15 protein-coding genes are annotated in these 18225 nt (G+C 65.2%); 5 read left to right on the top strand and 10 right to left on the bottom strand.

Annotated features, from left to right (window positions below; translation table 11 throughout):
• Positions 1-94: 94 nt before the first annotated feature.
• Positions 95-1291: an enoyl-ACP reductase FabV gene (gene fabV / locus OKW28_RS25345; protein ID WP_429449845.1), complete on the top strand. Its 1197-nt coding sequence runs from the start codon at positions 95-97 to the stop codon at positions 1289-1291.
• Between the two features lie 82 nt (positions 1292-1373).
• Here fabV and OKW28_RS25340 read toward each other — a convergent pair whose 3' ends face one another.
• The 3 genes from OKW28_RS25340 to OKW28_RS25330 all read right to left on the bottom strand — a co-directional run bounded on the left by OKW28_RS25340 (position 1374) and on the right by OKW28_RS25330 (position 3482).
• Entirely contained in the window at positions 1374-1718 is a 345-nt protein-coding gene (locus tag OKW28_RS25340; protein ID WP_429449844.1) for a hypothetical protein, read from the bottom strand.
• A gap of 156 nt (positions 1719-1874) precedes the next feature.
• Positions 1875-2498 carry a glutathione S-transferase family protein gene (locus OKW28_RS25335; RefSeq protein ID WP_429336474.1) on the bottom strand — a complete coding sequence of 208 codons (624 nt, stop codon included), beginning with the start codon at positions 2496-2498 and terminating at the stop codon, positions 1875-1877.
• A gap of 84 nt (positions 2499-2582) precedes the next feature.
• Positions 2583-3482, bottom strand: a complete 900-nt coding sequence (locus tag OKW28_RS25330; protein ID WP_429449842.1) for a LysR substrate-binding domain-containing protein — start codon at positions 3480-3482, stop codon at positions 2583-2585.
• Positions 3483-3576: 94 nt separating this feature from the next.
• Between OKW28_RS25330 and tam the strand changes: the two genes are divergently transcribed.
• On the top strand, positions 3577-4377 hold the full coding sequence (tam, locus tag OKW28_RS25325; protein ID WP_429449840.1) for a trans-aconitate 2-methyltransferase: 801 nt from the start codon (positions 3577-3579) through the stop codon (positions 4375-4377).
• Positions 4378-4635: 258 nt separating this feature from the next.
• On the top strand, positions 4636-5001 hold the full coding sequence (locus tag OKW28_RS25320) for a hypothetical protein (protein WP_184033689.1): 366 nt from the start codon (positions 4636-4638) through the stop codon (positions 4999-5001).
• A 203-nt stretch (positions 5002-5204) separates the two neighbouring features.
• Here the strand turns inward: OKW28_RS25320 and OKW28_RS25315 are convergent, their stop codons facing one another.
• The 6 genes from OKW28_RS25315 to nirB all read right to left on the bottom strand — a co-directional run bounded on the left by OKW28_RS25315 (position 5205) and on the right by nirB (position 14866).
• Complete coding sequence (locus OKW28_RS25315; RefSeq protein WP_429449839.1) at positions 5205-5570, bottom strand: ArsR/SmtB family transcription factor; 366 nt, start codon at positions 5568-5570, stop codon at positions 5205-5207.
• Complete coding sequence (locus tag OKW28_RS25310) at positions 5554-6015, bottom strand: SRPBCC family protein (protein WP_429449837.1); 462 nt, start codon at positions 6013-6015, stop codon at positions 5554-5556. Before OKW28_RS25310 ends, OKW28_RS25315 begins: the two co-directional genes overlap by 17 nt.
• Positions 6016-6147: 132 nt before the next feature.
• Positions 6148-7515, bottom strand: coding sequence for an MFS transporter (locus OKW28_RS25305; protein ID WP_184033681.1), 1368 nt, complete (start codon positions 7513-7515; stop codon positions 6148-6150).
• A 170-nt stretch (positions 7516-7685) separates the two neighbouring features.
• Positions 7686-11870, bottom strand: coding sequence for a molybdopterin-dependent oxidoreductase (locus OKW28_RS25300; protein WP_429449835.1), 4185 nt, complete (start codon positions 11868-11870; stop codon positions 7686-7688).
• Positions 11871-11920: 50 nt separating this feature from the next.
• Entirely contained in the window at positions 11921-12286 is a 366-nt protein-coding gene (nirD, locus tag OKW28_RS25295; RefSeq protein ID WP_429449833.1) for a nitrite reductase small subunit NirD, read from the bottom strand.
• Between the two features lie 39 nt (positions 12287-12325).
• A complete protein-coding gene (gene nirB, locus OKW28_RS25290; protein ID WP_429449831.1) occupies positions 12326-14866 on the bottom strand; it encodes a nitrite reductase large subunit NirB in 2541 nt (846 codons plus the stop codon).
• A 594-nt stretch (positions 14867-15460) separates the two neighbouring features.
• Between nirB and cobA the strand changes: the two genes are divergently transcribed.
• Complete coding sequence (gene cobA / locus OKW28_RS25285) at positions 15461-16261, top strand: uroporphyrinogen-III C-methyltransferase (RefSeq protein ID WP_429449829.1); 801 nt, start codon at positions 15461-15463, stop codon at positions 16259-16261.
• 38 nt (positions 16262-16299) lie between these two features.
• Here cobA and OKW28_RS25280 read toward each other — a convergent pair whose 3' ends face one another.
• Complete coding sequence (locus OKW28_RS25280; RefSeq protein WP_429449827.1) at positions 16300-17181, bottom strand: MOSC domain-containing protein; 882 nt, start codon at positions 17179-17181, stop codon at positions 16300-16302.
• 571 nt (positions 17182-17752) lie between these two features.
• On the opposite strand from OKW28_RS25280, the gene OKW28_RS25275 reads away from it, so the two are divergent.
• Entirely contained in the window at positions 17753-18157 is a 405-nt protein-coding gene (locus OKW28_RS25275; RefSeq protein WP_184003617.1) for a heme-binding protein, read from the top strand.
• Positions 18158-18225: the final 68 nt, after the last annotated feature.

Raw genomic sequence — 18225 nt, 5'->3', positions numbered from 1 at the left:
GTGGGGGGTGCGCCGGTTTTTGCTTCGTTCGCGGCATGGAGTGCGGCTCCGGCGGGGCCACTATAATGTCGCCAATTCCGACAAGAGGTGCTTCATGATCATCAAACCGCGTGTGCGTGGCTTCATTTGTGTATCGACCCATCCGACCGGCTGCGAAGCCAACGTCAAGGAACAGATCGAATATGTGAAGGCACGCGGTCCCATCGCCAACGGCCCGAAGAAGGTGCTCGTGATCGGCGCGTCGACCGGCTATGGCCTCGCCGCCCGCATTAGCGCGGCGTTCGGCTCGGGCGCGTCGACCCTCGGCGTGTTCTTCGAGCGCGCCGGCAGCGAAACCAAGGCTGGCACGGCCGGCTGGTACAACACCGCCGCGTTCGAGAAGTTCGCCACCGCCGAAGGCCTGTACGCGACCAGCATCAACGGCGACGCGTTCTCCGACGAAGTGAAGGCGCGCACGATCGAAGTGATCAAGCGCGATCTCGGCCAGGTCGATCTGGTCGTCTATAGCCTCGCGGCGCCGAAGCGCCAGCACCCGAAGACCGGTGAAGTGTTCAGCTCGGTGCTCAAGCCGATCGGCAAGGCTGTCAATCTGCGCGGCATCGACACCGACAAGGAAGTGATCAAGGAAACCGTGCTCGAACCGGCGACGCCGGAAGAAATCGCGCACACGGTCGCGGTGATGGGCGGCGAGGATTGGCAGATGTGGATGGACGCGCTCGGCGAAGCCGGCGTGCTCGCCGACGGCGCCAAGACCACCGCGTTCACCTACCTCGGCGAGAAGATCACCCACGACATCTACTGGAACGGCTCGATCGGCGCGGCCAAGAAAGATCTCGACCAGAAAGTGCTCGGCATCCGCTCAAAGCTCGCGGCCAAGGGCGGCGATGCGCGCGTCGCGGTGCTGAAGGCAGTCGTCACGCAGGCAAGCTCGGCAATTCCGATGATGCCGCTCTATCTGTCGCTGCTCTTCAAGGTGATGAAGGAACAAGGCACGCACGAAGGCTGTATCGAGCAGGTCTACGGCCTGTACAAGGACAGCCTCTATGGCAGCCAGCCGCATCTGGACGACGAAGGCCGTCTGCGCGCCGACTACAAGGAACTCGATCCGCAGGTGCAAGGCCGCGTGCAGGAGCTGTGGAACCAGGTGAGCAACGACAACATCTACGAACTCACCGATTTCGCGGGCTACAAGACCGATTTCCTGCGCCTGTTCGGCTTTGAAATGAAGGGCGTCGATTACGACGCGGACGTCAATCCGGACGTGCAGATTCCGAATCTCGTGCAGGTTTGATCCACCGGGGGGCGGGCCCGCTTCGCGAGTTCGCCCCTGATGTTGCCCCTCCTCGCCTCCCTCCCCTCACTCCTTCAACACGTCAGCACGGATACGCGCCCTGCAACGCGCGCAGAATCGCGAGCCCGATTGGAAAATCCTCGGAAATGCCCGGATGGTTCGCAAAGAACGCATCGAGCAACGGATAGACCGTCTGGTTGCCGATCGCGAGCGTTTGCGGCGGACAGAACAGCTGCGGCTGTTTCCTCGAGACCAGATCCCCATTCGCCCAGCCGAACGCGTTGATCGTGCCGGTGATGTACGCCGCATAGATCGAGTTGTTGTCGGCGTGTGCCCAGCGCTTGTATTGCGCGGCCGTCATTTCGGCGCTCGCGTTCAGAGTGAAGCACGCCGCCAGCAAAGCCAGCGCGAATTTCGTTAACCGCATCGTTGAACCTTCAATGTCGCTAAATGGCCGCCATTGTAGGCGACGCGGGGTGCACCGCGCAGCAGCCGTCGAGCGCGGGAATTCGCAAGCAGACTGTAAGCATTGAAGGCGGATTCTGTAAGCATCGACAGATTGCAGAAGCGTGCGAATCAACGATTACGGCGTGCCGTTTCGGCAATGCTTGCGATACCCGTCGCGCTCGGCCAGGCGCGCCATATAAGCGGCCAGCGCCGGCAAATCGTCGTGCTGCTGCGGCGTTTCGAGCCAGCGGTTCGCGGACAGCGCGATCGGAATATCGGCGAGCGAAAACGCGTCGCCCGCGATATACGCACCGGTGCGCGCGAGTTGCTGCTCGACGATCGCCATATGCTTCGACCAGTTCGCGCACGACGCGGCGATCTGCCGCGGATCCTGATGCTCGGGCGAGTGCCGCACGAGCGCGAGAAACGCGTAGCTCCACGAGCGGTTCAATTCGCTGGCCTGCCAGTCGATCCATTGATCACAGCGCGCGCGCTCGACCGGATCGGCCGGATACAGCCCGTCACCCCGATAACGGTTCGCGAGGTAACGGATGATCGAGTTCGATTCCCACAACACGAAGTCGCCGTCGCGAATCACGGGGACCATCGCGTTCGGGTTCAGCGCGCGGAATTCGGCGACCTCGGTCGAGCGAAAGCCCGAGCCCCAGTCTTCCTGTTCGAACGCAAGCCCAAGTTCCGCGCAGGTCCACAACACCTTGCGCACGTTGATCGAGGTGGTCTTGCCGAGTATCTGCAGCATGAGTCGTTGGGTGCCGCGTGGATTGAACGGGTTGAAGGAATGAAACCCGGAAGCCAGCCAGTTTGCCTTGCGCGCGGCGCGCCGTCATCCGGTTTTCAGCGTCGCCTGTTCGCGGATCATGTCGTACAGCGCCTGCGCGGCCGGTGACAACTGCGCGGTCTTGCGCGCGACCAGCACCAGCGTGCGCGACACGGTGGGCTGCGTGAGCTCGAGGGTGCGCACGCTCGGATACGCGCCCTTCTGCAGCGCGAGCGCGGGCACCACGGCCGCGCCGACGCGTTGCGCGACGAGTCCGACGGCGGTCGAACTGCGCTGCACCTCGTAGAACGAACGCAGCGCGAGCTCGCTCGATTCCAACGCGACGTCGAGCAGCGCGCGATTGCCGCTGACCTCGCCGGCGAAAATCAGCGGGAACGGCTGCAACTGCCGCCATGCGATGCGCCGCCGCTTCGCGAGCGGATGGTCCTCGTGGCAGATCAGCACGTAGCGGTCTTCGGTGAGCGCCACGGTGGCGAGATCGGGATGATGCTCGCGCGCGATGTTGATGCCGAACTCGACCTCTCTGCGCAACACGGCCTCCTCCACCGCCGACGACGCGTGATCGAGAATCTTGATGCGATTGTGCGGATAGCGCGCCGAATACACCTGCAGGATGCGCGGCAGATACTGCACGCCGACGGTCGGCACGCATGCGATCGACACGTCGCCGCGTCGCGCGATGCCCGTTTCGCGGATCTCGACGAGCGCGTCCGCCAGTTCGCCGAGCAGCCGACGCGCCTGCGGCAGAAAATTGCGACCGATTTCGGTGAGCGCCATCGAACGCGTGGTGCGTTCTATCAGCGTGACGCCGAGATAGCTTTCGAGCTTGCGCAGCCGCTGCGTGATCGCGGTTTGCGTCACGTGCAGCGAATCCGCCGCGCTCTGGAAGCTGCCGCGATCGGCAATCGCGACAAAAGCCTGCACGCCGAGCGTGTCGATTTTCATTAGAAAAATGAAGTAATCGGGATCATAAATTCATTTTACTCCGGGCTGTCAGCGGCCGAGAATGGCCGTAACGAACCCCGCGAAGGAGCAAAAGATGACCGACAAAACCGCGAACAAGCATAGCGATTGGCACGCGAAGCAGTACATGCTGTTCGAGAACGAGCGCACGCGGCCGGTCCGCGATCTGCTCGCGGCGGTGCCCTTGAACGGCGCGCGGCGCGCGGTCGACATCGGCTGCGGCCCGGGCAACTCGACCGAGGTGCTGGCCGAGCGGGTGCCGGGCGCGTCGGTCAGCGGCATCGACAGCTCCGCCGACATGATCGCGGCGGCCCGTCGGCGGCTGCCGCAATTCCGCTTCGACATCAGCGACGTTTCGACGTGGGACGCGCACGGCCCCTACGACGTGATCCTCGCGAACGCGGTGCTGCAATGGGTGCCGGACCACGAGCGGCTGTTCCCCGCGCTGGTGGCAAAACTTGCCAGGGGCGGCAGCCTCGCCGTGCAGATGCCCGACAATCTCGACGAACCGGCGCACCGGCTGCTGCGCGAAATCGCCATCGACGGGCCTTGGGCGACGAAGCTGAAGGGTATCGAGCGCACCATGCGCTACGACGCAAACTGGTACTACGCGCTGCTCAAGCCGCTGTGCGCGCGCGTCGACGTGTGGCGCACGGTCTATCACCACCCGCTCGCGGCGGGCACCGACGCGGTGGTCGAATGGTTCAAGGGCAGCGCGCTGCGGCCGTTTCTCGCCGCGCTCGACGACGCCGAACGCGGCGCGTTTGTGCAACGCTATCGCGACGAAATCGTCAAAGCCTACCCGGCGCTCGCCGATGGCACGGTGCTGCTGCCGTTTCCGCGGCTTTTCATCGTCGCGACGCGCGGCGAACGTTGAAGCCGCGCCGGGAACCGCTGCGAGCCGGTAAATACCGGCGCTTCAGCGGCGGGTCGTCCCGGGGCGATCAGATTGCCAGCGCACCACGCTGACGCACCGCCCGAAAGCCCCACCTGTGGCGGCGCCGCACGCTAGGGGTGGTCAGGAATTGCCGCCCGGGAATTCCGCATGCTAATGTTTGTAAAAAGCGTGTGTAAAAAGCGGAGGACGGCGCCCGCCGGCCTCACCGGGAAGCCATTTACTGCAGCGAGCGTCGCCATGAGTGATGTACGCCAACATCTGAGTCCCCGTGACCGCCTGGAGCTGTTGTGCTGGCTCACATGCGGAAGCCTCGGCGCTTATTATCTGAACGAAGACTGGCCCGACGCGGCGTTTCACGTGCAGTCCGCGCACAAGTGGCTCGACCGCCGCGCGCGCGAAGCCGACTGGCTGTGCGTCGCGAAGCTGTCGGCCACCGCGGTCGAAATCGCGCGGCGCCACGCGCGCTTCGTCGATGCCGACTGGGCGCGCGACGCGGTTGAAGAAATTCTCGATACCGACGAACTCGACCCGCAAGCCCGGCTCGTCCGGCAGGTTCTGGCCGACTGCCAGAGCGCGCTGGCCGACAAGCGGATCGCCGATTAGGCGCGGGCTCGTTTTTCTTCCTTTTTTACAGCGGATTGGGGGCCAATTTTTTGGCCCCTTTTTGCGTTGTTCCGCGCTTCCGTGCACGATGCGCCGCTTGCAGTCGGTAAAAAATGCGGCACCCGCCGTCGCGCACAGCCTACCGGCAGGCGGCCAATCCGCGTGCCGGCTCGGTTCGTGCAATCACCACGGACGCCCGCCCTTCATTCTTCGACCATCGTCTTCAGCTTCAGCAGCGCCTGATCCCACTGCCGCGAAATCGCGTCGAGCGCGCGGCGTGCCGCGTCGAGATCCGCGGGCTCGAACGCCCACAGGCGCTCGCGTCCGACCTTCACGTCGCGCACGAGGCCAGCGTCGGCCAGCACCTGCAGATGCTGCGTGACCGACTGCCGCGTGATGTCGGTGCCGGCCGTCAGCTGCGCGATCGACATCGCACTGCCCGCGCACAACGCCGCGACGAGACGCAGACGCGTCTCGTCACCGAGCGCTGCGAACACCGCCGCCGAACTGCGCAGTGTCGCCGCCTTGAGGCCCGCCCTCGCGGGGGCCGCCTTAGCTCGCGCCGACATATCGCTCGACGTTGACCATCTGCTGCTCCCAACCGCTGTCGTTCAGCCGGAACGCTTCCGTGCGGCGCCCGACCGGCAACTGGTCGAAGCCCGATTCGACGACGCGCAGCAGCGTGCCCGACTCGACGTCGCTCAGATCGAATTCCACGAGCGTGGTCGGCTCAGGCGTGTAGTCGATCGTGATGTCGATCGCGGCCGGATGCCAGCGCCACGACAGATGATGCTCGGGCTCGACACGCTCGACCAGCACGTTCATCAGCAGATGCTCATAGCCTGGATAGGTGATGTGCCCCTGCGTGGATTGCCCCGCGACGAACTGCTTGCCGGTGAGGTTCACGCCGAACCATTTGCCGAATTCCTCGGCGTTGGATAGTGCGCGCCAGACGCGCGAGCGCGGCGCCTTCAACAGAATCTGCTTTTCGATGCGATCGGTCGATGAGTTCATATGCAGCCTCCTGACTGCATATTAGAAACACGGCGACCGATATGCAAGCATTCGACTGCGCTTTATTCAGACCATGATGCGTGCGGCGTGCGGCGTGCGGCGCCGGCACGATCGGACGCCGCGCGCCGCGCCTTACTCCGTCGCATGCGCGTGCATGACGCCGGTTTGCATCGACCACGCCATCCACGGCCGGCGCAGCGCGACGATCGCGAGGAACGCGCAAGCCGACAGCGTGCCGAACGTCGCGAAGCCCATTTGATAGCTGCCGGTGCTCTCCTTCGCGATGCCCATCACGACCGGCAGATAGAAGCCGCCGATGCCGCCCGCCGCGCCGACGATGCCGGACATCAGCCCGGTGCGGCCGGCCCAGCGATGCGGAACGAGCTGGAACGTCGCGCCATTGCCGAGTCCGAACGCGACATACAGGCACAGCAGCAACGCAATGCCGCCCGCGAGCGACGGCATCGCCGCCGCGAACAGGAAATCGCAAACCGCGATGATCGCCAGCAGCACGGTCAGCGCGCGCACGCCCGACACGCGATCGGCAATCAGGCCGCCGAGCGGGCGCACCATCGCGCCGGTCGCGGCGAGCAGCGCCATGAACAGGCCCGCGTCGATTTTCGACAGTTGATAGAGGTTGGTCAGCAGCAGCGATACATACGAGGACATGCCGACGAAACCGCCGAACGTGATGCTATAGACGAGCATGATGACCCACGTATCGCGCTCGGCGAGCACCGAGCGGTAGCGTTGCGGCAGCACCGCGATCGCCAGCAGCGCACCTATCACCGGCAGCAGCAGCACGCCGGTCTTGCCCGCGCCGAATAGCCCCGCTTCGACGAGCAGCACGAGCGCGATCAGGCCGACCAGCGTCGTCGCGAAACTGCCGAAGGCGCGCAGCACGCTGCCGGTTTTGATGCCCGCGTCGTTGGCCCAGAAGTACAGCGTGATCGCGGCGATCGCAAGCAGCGGCAAGGCGCCGCCCGCGGCGAGTTGCCAACCGTAGCGCGTCGCCAGTTGCGGGAACAGGAAGCCGTCGAGCACCGCGCCGATGTTGCCGGCCGCGGCCAGCCCCAAGACGAGGCCCTGCACTTTCGGCGGATAGTTGCTGCCGGCCATCGGCAGCGCGACCGCGAAGCTGGCGCCGCCGACGCCGAGGAACACGCCGAGCACCAGCAGCATTTCGTACGACGGCACCGATTGCAGCAACGGCAGCACGATCGTCGGCACCGCCGACAGCAACACACCCATCAACGCAATGCGCTTGCCATGCGCGGACTGATACAGATTGCCGAGCGTCACGCGCAGAATCGCCGCGGACAACACCGGCACCGCGACGAGCAGCCCCTGCTGCGCGGGCGTCATCGCGATGCTCTTGCTGATGAACGGGGCGAGCGGCCCATACAGCACCCAGACGGTGAAGCCCGTGTCGAAATACAGAAAGCAGGCGACGAGTGCGCGCCAATCACCGCTTCGCAGGGAGTGCATCACGTTTTTCATCAGAGATCCTCAGTAAATAAAATGCCGGGTAGTCCAGTTGCTGCGTTACTGGTGTTTTGCGCCGGCATGTCGACCAGAGTTTTCACTCGGACTCGACATGCAAGCGTCATGCCATCGTGCTGTCTGTTGTGAGGCCTTTTTAAAGGCATCTTCTGAAACGCATCGGCAGCTCAATACACGTCGCGTGCATAACGCTTTTCGCGCGTCAGACGGCTCACGTATTCGAGTGCTTTCTCTTCGCTCATGCCACCGTGAGTCGTGATGACGTCCTTCAGCGCCGCATCGACATCGCGCGCCATCCGGTTCGCGTCGCCGCATACATAGAAGTGCGCACCGTCTTCGAGCCATGCCCACAGTTGCGCACCGTGTTCGCGCATGCGGTCCTGCACATAGATCTTGTCGGCCTGGTCACGCGAGAACGCGACGTCGAGCCGGGTCAGCAGACCGCTCGCGCGCATCGCTTCGAGTTCGTCGCGATAGTAGAAGTCGGTCGCGGCATGCTGTTCGCCGAAGAACAACCAGTTGCGTCCGCGCTCGCCGCGTGCCTGCCGTTCGTGCAGAAAGCCACGAAACGGTGCGATGCCGGTGCCCGGCCCGACCATGATCATCGGCGTGTCAGATTGATGAGGAGGACGAAAGTGCGCGGACTTCTGCACGAACACGGGCACGTCGGTGTCGCTTGCGCGATCCGCGAGAAACGTGGACGACACGCCCTTGCGGTGCCGCCGTCCGTTGCCGTAACGCACCGCCGATACCGTCAGATGCACTTCGCCCGGATGCGCCTTCGGGCTCGATGCAATCGAATACAGACGCGGTTGCAGGCGTTTCAGCATGCCGGTCAACTCGGCGGCCGAGAGGCTCACCGGAAACTCGTGCAATACGTCGGCGAGCTGCTGTCCCCATAGCCATTGCTTCAGATCCGCCTTGCGTTCGGGCGCGAGCAGATCGCCCAGCGCGCCATTGCCGCTGCGCGCCGCGACGAACGCGAGCGCCTCGGCGCTCGGCCGCGCGATCTCGTAGTGCTTGCCGAGCGCATCGGCGAGCCGCATGTCGCCGATACCCGCGACGTGCACCGATGCCTCCGCGTGCAAACCGCTCAGCATGATCAGTTCGTCGACGAGTTCGGGGCAGTTGCTCGGCCACACGCCGAGCGCATCGCCCGCTTCGTATTCGAGGTTCGTCTCGCCCGTTTGCAGCGACACGTAGCGCGTATCCTTCGCGGCGCCCTGCCGGTTCAGGCGCAGATTGCCGACGACGCGCGACGCGGCCGGCCGCGCCTTCGTCGGCACCGCGCCCACCACCGCGTTGATCATGCCGCCCGGCGGCACCGCGTACAGCGCGGCATCCGCCTGTTTGATGCAGACGATCACGCGTTCGAGCCATGCATCGGCGCTTTGCTGATATTCAATATCGCAATCGACACGCTCGGTCAGACGCAGCGCACCCTGCGCGGCGAGCCGCTCGTCCAGACGGCGGCCGTGACCGCAGAACTGATCGTAGTTGCGATCGCCGAGCGCGAGCACCGCGAAACGAACGCCGTCGAGGCGCGGCGCCGTGGCGGCGTTCAGTTGCGTCCAGAAGTCCTGCGCGTTGTCGGGCGCATCGCCGTCGCCGAACGTGCTCGTCATCAGCAGCACGTATTGCGCCTTCGCGAGCGTCGCGACCGAATAGTCGGCCATGCACGCGGTGCGGATTTCGAAGCCCGATTCCATCAGACGCGTCGCGTAACGCTCGGTCAGCGATTCGGTGTTGCCGGTTTGCGAGGCCCACAACAGCGTGACCTTCGGCCGCACGCGCACGATGCGTACGCCCGATTCGCGTGCCTCCTGTTGCGTGGAATCCGGCGGCAAGGCAGCGGCTGACGTCTGGGCCATCGTCGCGCTGCGGCTATACAGTCCCGCAAGCAGACCATCGACATAGAGCCGCTTCACCGCGTCGAACGGTGCGCTGTGCGGCAGCACCGGCACGTTGGCGAGTCCTTGCGCTTCGGCCGAACGCAGGCCACTGACGAAACCCGCCAGATACGCGCGCTCCGCATCGCTGAGCGACGGCATGGGCGCGGGCTCGGGCGGCAATTGCAGCAAAGTCGTGAGGGCTTCGATACGAGGCATGGGTTGATCCTTGGCGCTGGGCGCTAAAACCGCTGCGTCGGCGGGGGTAGAGAGCGGATCGTGGTCATTGCGAGTGCTCGCGTCGCGATCCACCGTCACCGGACTCAGCGCGACCGCGCAGACTTTCAGTTCGGGCTGCAGAGAAACCGGATCGACCGCGTCGTTGGTCACAGCATTGATGCACAGCTCGTCGCCGAACACGTCGTTCCAGTGCATCGGCGCGAAGCACTGACCCGCGCTCACACGATCGGTGACGACGGCGGGCAGGACCGCGCGGCCGCGCCGCGAACGGATCTCGACCGCGTCCTTCGCGCGAATCCCGAGTTCGGCCGCGTCGTCCGGATGAATTTCGACGAAGGGTCCTGAGTTCAGCTTGTTTAGCATTGCGACCTTGCCGGTCTTGGTCATCGTGTGCCACTGATGCTGCAGACGGCCCGTGTTCAACACGATCGGAAACTCGCGATCGGGCAACTCGGCCGCGGGCTGATACGCACGCGCGAAAAACTTCGCCCTGCCGCTCGCGGTCGGAAAAGCAATGCGCGGGTGGCCGCCGTCTTCAGACTCTCTGAGCGCCTGGCTCACGCCGTCATTCAGATAGCGAAGCGGATTGCGCTCGGACGAATCGGCCGACGCGATCGGCCACTGCAGTGGCGAGTCCTTCAAGCGGCGATGGCTCGCGCCACGCAGGTCGTAGCCGGTCGCCGGATTCGGCGCGCGCGTGAGTTCGGCGAACACTTCGTCGGCGCTCGCATAGCTGAACGCATCGGCAAAGCCCATTTCACACGCGATGCGCGCGATGATCTGCCAGTCGGGCAGCGCCGCGCCGGGCGGTTCGATGGCTTGCTGCATCAGCGTCAGATTGCGCTCCGAGTTGACCATCACGCCTTCGGCTTCGGCCCACAACGCGCCGGGCAGCAATACGTCGGCGTAGCGGTTCGTTTCGGTATCGAGGAACGCGTCCTGCGCGATCACGAGTTCGGCCGCGCGCAAACCGGCGATCGCGGTCTGCCGGTTCGCGACGGTCGCGACCGGATTCGTGCAGATGATCCAGCACGCCTTGATGTCGCCCGCGGCCATGCGCGCGAACATGTCGATCGTGCCGTGGCCCGCGTCCGCTTTGAGCGTGCCCGGTGCGATGCCCCACAGTGCTTCGACGAACGCGCGATCTGCGGCGACCAGCGCCGAACGCTGCCCCGGCAGAGCAGGGCCCATATAGCCCATTTCGCGGCCGCCCATCGCGTTCGGTTGGCCCGTCAGCGAGAATGGTCCACTGCCGCGCCGGCAGATGCGGCCCGTCGCCAGATGCAGATTGCACAGCGCGTTGGTGTGCCACGTGCCGTGCGTGCTCTGGTTCAGGCCCATCGTCCAGCAACTCATCCAGTCTTTGGCCGACGCGATCATCTGCGCGGCGCGGCGGATGTCGTCGGCGGCGAGGCCCGTGATGCGGGCGACGTTCTCCGGCGTGTACCCGGCCAGAAACGCGGGCATCGCGTCCCAGCCTTCGGTGTGTTCGGCGATAAAAGCCGCATCCGTTGCGCCGTTTTCGTGCAGCAGATGCAGCAGACCGTTCAGCAGCGCGAGGTCGGTGCCGGGTTTGATCTGCAGGAACAGATCGGCTTTCTCGGCGGTCGTGTTGCGGCGCGGATCGACGACGATCAGCTTCGCGCCCGCCTTCACGCGATCCATCATGCGCAGGAACAGGATCGGGTGGCAGTCGGCCATATTCGCGCCGCTGACAAAAAACAGATCCGCGTGATCGAAATCTTCGTACGAGCCGGGCGGACCGTCCGCGCCGAGCGACAGCTTGTAGCCGCTCGCCGCGCTCGCCATGCACAGGCGCGAATTCGCTTCGATATTGTTCGTGCCGATAAAGCCCTTCGCGAGCTTGTTGACCAGATACTGCGCTTCGAGCGACATCTGCCCCGACACGTAAAACGACAGCGCATCGGGACCATGCTCGTCGAGCACGCGCCGCAGACGCGCGGCGGTATCGCTCAGCGCCTGCGTCATCGGCAGCGGCACCGGGTCTTCGTCGCGCGCACGACGCACGAACGCGCCTTCGAGACGACCCGACTTGCGCAGCGCGACGTGGGCCGACTGCCCTTTGGTGCAGAGCCGGCCCAGGTTGGCCGGATGCTCCTTGTCGCCAGCGATCTTCACGACCTGGCCGTCCTCGACGTGCAGCACCATGCCGCAGCCGACGCCGCAATACGGACACACGCTCTTTACGCTGGTAGCAGACATGCGCGAATGATCGGGTTGAAACATCAGAACGATGGACAAAGGCCGCTACCTCAAACCGCGACCCACACCTGGCCGTTTTCGACGCGCGTGGCAAATGCGCTGACCGAATACGACGGCGTTTCGAGGCATTCGCCGGTGCGCAGATCGAAGTGATGCTTGTAGATCGGCGACGCGACCACGATGCGCTCGCCGAGGCTCCCGACGATTCCGCGCGACAGCACCGCCGCGTGCGAACCCGGATCGAAGTTTTCGATCGCGTAGACCGCGGGCTCGGCCGGCGACTCGACTTCGCCGCCATCGACGTGAAACACGGCCACCTGTTCGCCATTGACGAGCGCGCAAACGCCGGTGTTCGGCACGATGTCGTCGAGTGCGCAGATCGCGGTCCAGGCGCGGGGCAAGGTTTCGTTCTTCATGACTGGGCTCCTTTTGAGTTAAGCGGGAATCGGATGAGGTCAAACCGTCTCGACGACAACGGGAATCTCGATGCGCTGCACCTGCCGCTCAGCGAGCGTTGCCGGCCGGATCTGTCCGCGCTCCTCGACGAACGCGACGTTGCTATCGGACTCGCCGCTGTTGACGAAATGGCGGAAGCGCTTGCGCGTTTCGGGATCGGTGACGGCCTTTTTCCATTCGCACTCGTACGTGTCGACCACATGCTGCATCTCCACTTCGAGCTCGTTGGCGACGCCAAGGCGATCGTTGACGATCACGTCGATCAGATAGTCGAGCCCGCCTTCGAGGTTGTCGCGCCACACGCTGGTGCGTTGCAGTCGGTCGGCGGTGCGCACATAGAACATCAGGAAGCGGTCGATATAGCGCACGAGCGTCGCCTTATCGAGGTCCGCGGCGAGCAGTTCCGCGTGACGCGGCTTCATGCCGCCGTTGCCGCACACGTACAGATTCCAGCCCTTCTCGGTCGCGATCACGCCGACGTCCTTGCCCTGCGCTTCCGCGCATTCGCGGGTACAGCCCGACACGCCGAACTTGATCTTGTGCGGCGTGCGCAGGCCCTTGTAGCGATTCTCGAGTTCGACCGCGAGACCGACCGAATCGCCGACGCCATAACGGCACCACGTCGAGCCGACGCACGACTTCACCGTACGCAACGATTTGCCGTACGCGTGACCCGATTCGAAGCCGGCCGCGATCAGCTCTTCCCAGATCAACGGCAATTGCTCGACGCGCGCGCCGAACAGATCGACACGCTGGCCACCGGTGATCTTCGTGTAGAGGCCATATTTCTTCGCGACCTGCGCGACCGCGATCAGGCCGTCGGGCGTCACTTCGCCGCCCGGCATGCGCGGCACGACCGAATAGGTGCCGTCGCGCTGGATGTTCGCGAGGTAGTAGTCGTTGGTGTCCTGCAGCGACGCGTGCTCCTTCTTCAGCACGAATTCGTTCCAGCACGACGCGAGAATGCTCGCGACCGCCGGCTTGCAGATGTCGCAACCGAGCCCGCGGCCATGCTTCGCGAGCAGCGCGCCGAAACTGCGCACTCCCTCGACGCGCACGAGGTGATACAGCTCCTGGCGCGAATACGGGAAGTGCTCGCAGACGTGGTTGTTCACCGCGAGGCCCTGCTTCTTCATCTCGGCCTTCATCACCTGCGTGACGAGCGGCACGCAGCCGCCGCACGAGGTGCCCGCGCCGGTCGCGCTCTTCAACGCGCCGATGTCGGTCGCGCCCGCGCACACGGCTGCGCACAGCTCGCCCTTCGACACGTTGTTGCACGAGCAGATCTGCGCGGCCGCGGGCAACGCCTCGACGCCGAGCGCCGGCTTCGCGCTACCGTCCGCTTGCGGCAGGATCAGGAATTCGGGGGATGCTGGCAGCTCGATGCGGTTCAGCATCATCTGCAGCAGCGTGCCGTATTCGCTCGCGTCGCCGACCATCACGCCGCCGAGCAGATGCTTGCCGCAATCGGACACGACGAGCTTCTTGTAGATCTGCTTGCGTTCGTCGCTGAACTGGTAGGTGCGGCTGCCCGGCGTATTGCCGTGCGCGTCGCCGATGCTGGCGACGTCGACGCCCATCAGCTTCAGCTTCGTGCTCATGTCGGCGCCCGCGAATTCGGCCGGGTCGCCGAGCAACTGCTTCGCGACCACGCGCGCCATCTCGTAGCCGGGCGCGACGAGCCCGAACAGCTGGCCGTGCCACAGCGCGCATTCGCCGATCGCATAGATGTGCGGATCGCTGGTGCGGCACGCGTCGTCGATGGCGATGCCGCCGCGCGCGCCGAGTTCGAGGCCGCATGCGCGCGCGAGATCGTCGCGCGGACGGATGCCGGCGGAGAACACGATCATGTCGGTGTCGAGATGGCTGCCGTCGGCGAACTGCATGCGGTGCGTGCCCGCTTCGCCGTCGACGATCGCCGTCGTGTTCTTCTGCGTGTGCACCGTGACGCCAAGCTCTTCGATCCGGCCGCGCAATACCCGGCCGCCGCCGTCGTCGACCTGCACCGCCATCAGGCGGGGCGCGAATTCGACCACGTGCGTTTGCAGACCCATGTCGCGCAGCGCCTTCGCGCATTCGAGACCGAGCAGGCCCCCGCCCACGACCGTGCCCGTTTTCGAGCGGGCGCCGCATTCGCGCATCGCTTCGAGATCGTCGATCGTTCGATAGACGAAGCAGTCGCCGCGCTCGCGGCCTGGCACCGGCGGCACGAACGGATAGGAACCGGTCGCGAACACGAGGCGGTCGTACGGCAGTGTTTCGCCGGTCGCGCTCGTCACCGTGCGCGCGTCGCGATCGACCGCGACCGCCCGCGCGTTCAGCTTCAGTTGCACGCCGTGGCGCTCGAAGAAGCCCGGCTCGACGAGCGACAGGTCATCAGCGGTCTTGCCCGAGAAGAACTCGGACAGATGCACGCGATCGTAGGCCGGTCGCGATTCTTCGCCCAGCACCGTGATGTCGAGATCGTGCGCGGCCCGTTGCGCCAGGCATTCGACCAGTTTGTGGCCGACCATCCCGTGACCGATAACGATGATTTTCATGAGCGCGCTGTCCTCTGGTGTCTGGCGAAAGCGATTGCGGAAATAAAAACGGCGTCCCGCGAATCCAGCCGAGGGGCCGAATTCGGGGGACGCCGTTGTCCTGTTGGGTGCTGCGGGGCGCGTGCAGTTGTGCTGCAAGCGCGACGAACCCACGTTGGTCCGATGGCAACGCTTATTGCAAGGGCTGTGCCAATTTCGATAAATGCGCCCGAAAGCGCGGTGTGGCGGGGATTTGCGGCAAGTCGCGCGGCTTCGGACCGGATCCGGCGCGCGACGCGTTTTGAGGCGGCCAAGCACAGGGATGGTGCGACGCAGCACTGTCGACGTGCGAAACGAAGGCGCACGGGCGTGCGATCGCCGTCATGTTTTCCGCGTGAATCGCAATGTGTGGCAACGGCTTGCGCGCCTTGATCGGATCGATGGCGTGGTCCTTGCATTGCTCTTGCGCAACGTCATCGCGGCAACGTCGTCGCGACGCGCAGACTCAACCGTCGACAGGCAATGCAATGGACAACGGCGTCCCCTCGTGATCTTCACGGGCGGGCGCCGTTTTCGTTTCGGGCCGACAGAAACTAACGGCATAAGGACACCAACATGAACACCAACACCGGCAAGGTCACGCTGCTGAGTGCGGGCCCGGGCGACCTCGACTTGCTGACGCTGAAGGCCGTCAAGGCGCTAGCGGCCGCCGACGTCGTGCTGCTCGACGACCTCGCGAATCCCGACATCGTGACGCTCGCGCCGCAGGCGCACGTGATTCGCGTCGGCAAACGCGGCGGCTGCCGCTCGACGCCGCAGGCGTTCATCGAGCGGCTGATGCGGCGTTATGCGCTGAAGGGTCTGCACGTGGTGCGCGTCAAAGGCGGCGAAGCGCTGCTGTTCGGTCGCGCGGGCGAGGAACTCGCGGTGCTGCGCGATGCGGGCCTCGCGGTCGAGATCGTCAACGGCATCTCGTCGGGCTTCGCGGCCGCCGCGGGCCTCGGCATGTCGCTCACGCATCGGCGGCATTGCCACGGCGTGAGCTTCGTCACCGCGCACACCGAAGATCACGGCGAGCCGGACTGGGCCGCGCTTGCCGCGACGCGCACGACGCTCGCGATCTATATGGGCATGCGGCGCATCGACGGCATCGCCGCTGCGTTGCTCGCGCACCTGCCGGCCGAAACGCCGGCCGCGGTCGTGCAGTGGGCCGGCGGCAGCGACGAGCGGCGCCTGTTGACGCGGCTCGATCGGCTCGCCGCCGATTCGCTCGGCGCGGGCTTCGGCAGTCCGGCGGTGATTCTGGTGGGCAATGCGGTTGGCGAGAGCGCCGAAGCGCCTTGCTGGGAACGCGAAGCTCGCGGCAATCAAGATGGGCAAACACTACCCGCGTCGGCCATGGCGCGGGCAGCCTGATCGGCGATCGAAGCGGGCTTCGCCCGCCTTGCATCCCATCAATCGCCGAACCCGAGCTCCGCGTCGACCTGCTGCCCGACGCGCAGCCAGGCCCCCGCCCCGCTCGCGACCAGCGCGTTGTTGCCGAACGTGACCGCGCCGTCGAAGCGTTCGCTGACGCGATAACCGAGCATCGTGTCGGTCGGCTCGTTCGGCCAGTCGGGATCGGGCGCGCCGCGCGCCTGATCGATGGTCGGCATCGGACAGCGCGAGCACAGCTTGACGAGCCGTAACTCGACGCGCGCGCTCGAGTCCGCATTCGCGCCGACGGCGAGCGTCTCGACATAGTCCTCTTCATAGGCATCGAGGCCGCTGAGCACGATATTGGGCCTGAAGCGATCGATTCTGATCGACGGTGCGCCTTTGCCGTTCAGGCGCGCGTTCAGATCGTCGAGCGAGGCCTGGCCGACCACCAGCAGCGGAAAGCCATCGGCAAAAAAGGTCGTGGCGCCCCCCGTGCTGTCCGTATAGTCCGGATCGACGATGCGTTCCCGCTCGGGATCGAAGCGCAGCAAGCGCGCGGGCAGACCGAGGAACTCCGTGAACCAGGCCGCCGTTTCTTCGCCGGTGTCGAGCCCGTAGGCCGCGTCGCGCCACACCGCGGTAGCGACCCTGGGTGCCGCGGCGAGCCGCGCGGCATCGAGCGGCGTGCGCAGCTCACGCATGCCCGGCGCGCTGACGATCAGATCCTCTGCGCCGAGTTCGACCTTGATCAGCGCCATGCGCGGATACGCGCGCTGCGTGAACATCGCGCCTTCGGGATCGACGATCATCCAGTTGCGGTCGTATTCGAGGCCCGTCGCCAACAGCCGCGCCTCGGTGAGCGCGATGCCCGCGCAGGATTTGATCGGATAGACGAACAGTTCGTTGATGGTAGGCATGGTTGCACACGCGTCGGGAGCGCAGTTCCGGCGAAGATCGGGGACTGAAAGTAGATCCGTATAGTACCGAAATTAGTGTTGACGTGGACGTGCGAGCCGGACCCTCTCATCGGGCTTTGGCTAACCGGTGTTCGCGTCGCCCATGCGCGGGTCTGGCTCACTCGTGAAAGCGTGAACCGGGCCTCGTTCGCTTGCCGCTGTCATCCAACGATGAACCGAAGCCGTCGCCCCCCGCTACGGCTCGCGGCGCGACCATTGTCTGGCCGCAATGAATGCTTCGAAAACCAGCTCATCTGCTGGTCTACCTCGTTATTTCTGAACCAGGCCGCGCTTGTGGACCTCCCCGCGCGTGGCGTTGCGGCGGCACTGTCGAGCGCACGGGCTGAGCCGCCTGGAGAGGCCGCCGTTTCGCGCTGCCTCGCGCGGAAGTAAAATCGTCGGATCAGTCGCGCGCCGGAGAGCCGCAAGAAGCTTGCAACGGAGCCCCGAGGATCTCCTGAAGCGCCGCATCGCCGGTTACCGAAACAAGCTGTAGAAGCCACCTTCCCATCACCGAGACAGGAAATTCATTATGCTGAGCAAACCCGTGTTGACCGTCGCCGAGACGACCCGCATTGTCGATGCCGCCCGCGCGGAAGCCGAGAAAAACAAATGGCCCGTCGCGATCGTCGTCGCGGACGACGGCGGCCATCCGCTCGCGGTGCTGCGTCTCGACGGCGCGGCGCCCTCCACCTCGTATATCGCGACCGAAAAAGCGCGCACCGCGGCGCTCGGCCGGCGCGAAACCAAGGTCTATGAAGACATGATCAACAACGGCCGCACCGCGTTCCTCAGCGCACCGCTGCAGGGCACGCTCGAAGGCGGGGTGCCGGTGATCGTCGACGGCCACGTGGTCGGCGCGGTCGGCGTGTCGGGTGTCAAGTCGGAGCAGGATGCGCAGATCGCGAAAGCCGGCATTCAGGCGCTCGGCGTGTAAAGCGCCGAGCGCCAAAGCAATCCCGAGACACAAACGCGGACCGACGCCCCCTCGTCGGTCCCATAACA

The organism is Paraburkholderia sp. 40, assembly GCF_050434105.1.
In the GTDB taxonomy this organism is placed as follows: domain Bacteria; phylum Pseudomonadota; class Gammaproteobacteria; order Burkholderiales; family Burkholderiaceae; genus Paraburkholderia; species Paraburkholderia tuberum.
The sequence above is the reverse complement of the archived record's forward strand: the minus strand, read 5'-3'. Positions and strand labels throughout refer to the sequence as shown.